The sequence below is a fragment of the Opitutales bacterium genome (assembly GCA_013215165.1).
Lineage (GTDB): Bacteria > Verrucomicrobiota > Verrucomicrobiia > Opitutales > JABSRG01 > JABSRG01.
On sequence record JABSRG010000116.1, the window covers coordinates 1 to 4,138 of the forward strand.

Consider the following 4,138-nt stretch of genomic DNA (forward strand, 5'->3'; position numbering starts at 1 on the left):
TGAAGGAAACTTATAATAACCAGTTGAGATAGCCAACACCTAGGCTGCTATATACGATTAGCTCCAGAAAAAAACATAACCATGTTCACAGGAAAGATGTCCGCACTTGTATGTATTCCCTTTTTCCTCTTTGCATCGCTCTTAAATGCCAGAGGCCAAGATCAACCTATGAAAACAAAGAGAACACCGTTTTCCTGCGTCTTTATTTCTGATGCTAGAATTGCGTCTCTAAAAGAAGCTGTCAGCAGGAAACAAAGTCCCACCGATTCTACACATGAGGCGTGTCGGGTCTATGCGGAAGAGAACCTTGACCGTGTGCCTACAACTCCGAAGAAATGGTATATACCTGGATTCTACAGGGACGCTGAAGCAGGCTGTGACCAGAGGTGCGGGGCATACTGATGTTTAGTAGGGTGATCGCGAGAGCGATTGCCTTCGTGCGGATCAAAGCTCAAGCCAAGCAACGGCTGTCGCCATCACTCTACGCTTCTAATCTGAGCTCAAAATCAGTTTTCCGTAGATCTGGCCACACTCGTGAGGTTGGTTTAAGACAATTGAAGCCTGATGTGAAGGTGTCCGCCTCTAATTGGGCTACTTGCAGACTTTGGTTCTTTGCAGCTTTGAGGAGATTCTAGTTACTGATGGCACTCATGGCCAAGCTGGGGCTTGGCGTTTCTAGGATATAGATTTTCTGCAGAGACTCTGACGGGGTTGGATTATCTGGCTAATAGGCCCTGCCGGATTGAAATGCGCCTCGAATCTTGCATGTCATCCCGGCCTTGGACATCTTAAAGGGTTTCTCATGTCCAACGATACTCATCCAATGCCTCCAGCATCGTCACTGAATCGCACTTATGATGCGCATTTTGCGACTGACGATGCATACAGGGACGCACTTCCCGACCCCCAGAACAATGGGCGTCCAGCGGTTGTGAAGGCCGATGCGCCCATCGCTCATGTGGGTGTGTCGAATTTTAGACTCCCGCTCAGATTTGCGCGGCACGGCGGCTCCGAGATCACACTCGAAGCGTCTATCCTTGGATCTGTCCCGTGCCCCGGAGGTCGAAAGGGCATCAATATGTCACGTATCGTACGTTCGTTTTACGACCATAAGGATCAGCTGTTTTCCTTAGATTCCCTGGAACCTATTTTGCGCGATTATTGTGCCGAGTTGGACGCCGAGCAGGCTAGACTCAAGCTGTCCTTCAATTACCCGATCGAACAGCATTCGCTGCGCAGCGGGATGACAGGCACCCAGTTTTACCAGTCTGCTTTCGAGGGCCTCATCGAGGCAGACAGTAGGTTTCGACGACGCATCGAATTTGATTTCGTCTACTCTTCAGCGTGCCCCTGCTCCGCCGACTTGGCTGAACACGCTGAGCTGACACGATCAGCCTATTCAGTTCCCCATTCCCAACGCAGTAAGGCCCGTGTTTGGATCGAACTCGCACCTGGAGAAAACTTAAGCCTAGAGAGCATTCAACGGCTCTGCCTCTCTGCTTTGAAAACCGAGACGCAAGTTTTAGTGCGCCGGGAAGACGAGCAAGCGTTTGCAGAGCTCAATGGTGCCCATTTAAAATTTGTGGAAGATGCGGCACGGCAACTGTCCGAGAAGTTAGAAAGCCGAGACGAGATCCTGGATTACCGTATCGCTTGTTCTCACCTAGAATCTTTGCATTCCCACGATGCTATAGCTGTCATGGTCAAGGGCATCGAAGGAGGATACACGGGCGACTTTGATGCGTTTGCAACTTTGGTCGTTTAGTGTAAACGGCCGGTAAGTTCACTCACGTTTGATCAAAGTTTGGGGTATGATCCCACCAGCAAAGACCGAATACTTCTTTATTAGTTATTAAAATACCCCAGTCATGTCCTCAACGCATCAACGCGACCCCGAGCTATTCGATGTAGTCAATGAGAAAGACGAAGTCGTTGCTCAAGCTCCGCGCCAAGAAGTCCATACCCTCGGATTACTCCACCGCGCAGTGCACGCCTTCGTATTCAACCATAAAGGAGAGGTCTTTCTCCAGCAACGATCATGGACCAAGGATACGGCTCCCGGCCGTTGGGTCAGTGCCTGTTCGGGACATGTCGATGCCGGTGAAAACTACGATACAGCCATACGCAGAGAAATGTTGGAGGAACTGGGTATCATTGCTCCAGATAATATGCGGTGCTGTCATTATGAACACGCGTGCCGAGAGACTGGAAATGAGTTCGTAAAACTTTACCTCGCCGACTACTCTGGAGAGTTCAAGTTAGACCCTGAGGAGATCATCGATGGAAAGTGGATTTCAACCGAAGATCTCAATCGATGGATCTCTGAACGTCCGCGCGACTTCGCCTGGTCGTTTACTCATCTCTGGGCTCGCTATCGCGATGGGCAACTGCGTGACTCCGGTTGCACATGAACGATGACGAGAAACGCCGGCGCTACATTATCGAAAAAATCGAGTCTGGCACGAAACAGGCGGAGATAGCGCGTGAGCTGGGTCTGTCGCGCCAAGCAGTCTCGGCGGCTTACAAACGCTACAAAACGCGCGGAGATTCCTTCCTCGACAGTCCCGGTCGCGGACGGCGCAAGGAATCCGACACACTCACTTCGGAAGAGAAAGAACGTGCGATCGCCTGGCTTATGGATCACGAGCCAAGCGACCTCGGCTTAGACGATGCATCCTGGGACCTCTACAGCGTAAAACGGGCGGTCGTCCACCTACATCAAAAGCGCATCAACTTGGAAAGGGCCCATGAGCTTTTTACCCGGGCGGGATTGAAGGTCGTGCCAAAGGACCTTGATCCCGTCTATGACGACGGGCTCCCGTCCCTTGAAGATATGGAGCGCATCAATCAAGAGACGATCAAGAAGATGTCAGCGTCGGCTAGCCACGTCGGCCCCTCGAGTCGCCGCAGAACGAGTAAACACGCTAAAGGCCGGACAAGCCCAACCCAGAAAAAGAAAAAGCGTAAGAAGCGCTGATTTCTAGGCCAGTAAGCCTGCCGCCCCCAGGATCGCCGCATCTCCCATTTCAAGCGCAGAGGGCTCGATGGTGGTCTTTCCGGCGAATTGCGAAATAATATGCTGCTCGAAGGCCTTTCGTGTGGGATTGAGCAATAAGTCTCCCGCCTTCACGGGCCCGCCAAAAAGAAAGATTTTTTCGGGACTCGTCGGCAAGACCAAGGTGGCGAGGCCTTTGCCTAGGTATTCACCGGTTTTCTCGTAGGTGAGCTGAGATAATACATCGCCCGCGTTCGCTGCGTCAGCAATTGCCCGAGAAGATATGTCTCCCACCGCAACATTATCCAGCGAGCTAGCAAGTGCCCGATCTGCCTTCAGCTCAAAAAACGTCCTCACGATACCACGAGCTGAGCAATAGGTCTCGAAACTGCCCCTCCGCCCATAACCGCAGACCCGACCTTCAGGGATCAAAGTGATATGCCCAAGCTCTCCAGCAAAACCCGTATGCCCATAGACTAATTTACCGGCCACGAAGACACCCCCGCCCAGACCTGTTCCGAGTGTAATCATCAGAAAATCGTCGACGTCCTTTGCTGCTCCATAGACCCGTTCGCCCAAGGCCGCTGCATTGGCGTCATTCGTTAGCAGTATTTTGGGAAGATCCAGTCGCTCTTCCAGTAGGGCCACTAACGGCGTCACACCTTTGAATTTGAGATTGGGTGAATCTTCGATCGTTCCCGTATAGAAATTAGCACTCGGCGCACCCAAGCCTAAACCGGCCCAAGTCACACCTCCTTTATCAGACTCGACCTCGACTGCTTCAATCACATCGCGGGCACAGCGAGCAATACCATCGGCCATATCGGCACCAGTCTCACAAGATCCTGTGTCAAAAGAACGGCGACAGATCACCTCTCCCCCTTCATTCACCGCACCCACGCGTGAGTTTGTTCCACCAATATCCGCTCCAAGTCTCAAATTCATGTGGGCGGTGTTAAATGAGGCGTCTCGGACAAAATCAACACAAAGTCATCCTTGTAACATAAATGGAGCGCACACCAGGCAGGCAGTGTGCGCTCTAAATACGATTCTCAAGACAGATGCTCTAGCCCGGATTTTGCATGAACATGTCGACAGTCCAGTGTTGACAATAAAAATGTCTTCCTGCCGGGCTTCTTTGCT

At 51.7% G+C, this 4,138-nt stretch carries 4 protein-coding genes; 3 read left to right on the forward strand and 1 reads right to left on the reverse strand.

Annotated elements, in window-relative coordinates; genetic code table 11:
- Window positions 1-802: 802 nt before the first annotated feature.
- The 3 genes from HRU10_15020 to HRU10_15030 all read left to right on the forward strand — a co-directional run bounded on the left by HRU10_15020 (window position 803) and on the right by HRU10_15030 (window position 2,977).
- Window positions 803-1,765, forward strand: coding sequence for a GTP cyclohydrolase I FolE2 (locus HRU10_15020; protein ID NRA28544.1), 963 nt, complete (start codon window positions 803-805; stop codon window positions 1,763-1,765).
- A gap of 103 nt (window positions 1,766-1,868) precedes the next feature.
- Window positions 1,869-2,411, forward strand: coding sequence for an NUDIX domain-containing protein (locus HRU10_15025; GenBank protein ID NRA28545.1), 543 nt, complete (start codon window positions 1,869-1,871; stop codon window positions 2,409-2,411).
- Complete coding sequence (locus HRU10_15030; protein ID NRA28546.1) at window positions 2,408-2,977, forward strand: helix-turn-helix domain-containing protein; 570 nt, start codon at window positions 2,408-2,410, stop codon at window positions 2,975-2,977. The genes HRU10_15025 and HRU10_15030 overlap by 4 nt, the downstream gene beginning before the upstream one ends.
- 3 nt (window positions 2,978-2,980) lie before the next feature.
- On the opposite strand, the gene HRU10_15035 is transcribed toward HRU10_15030, so the two are convergent.
- The gene (locus tag HRU10_15035) at window positions 2,981-3,940 is read right to left on the reverse strand and encodes an ROK family protein (protein NRA28547.1); all 960 of its coding nucleotides are present in this window, start codon (window positions 3,938-3,940) and stop codon (window positions 2,981-2,983) included.
- Window positions 3,941-4,138: the final 198 nt, after the last annotated feature.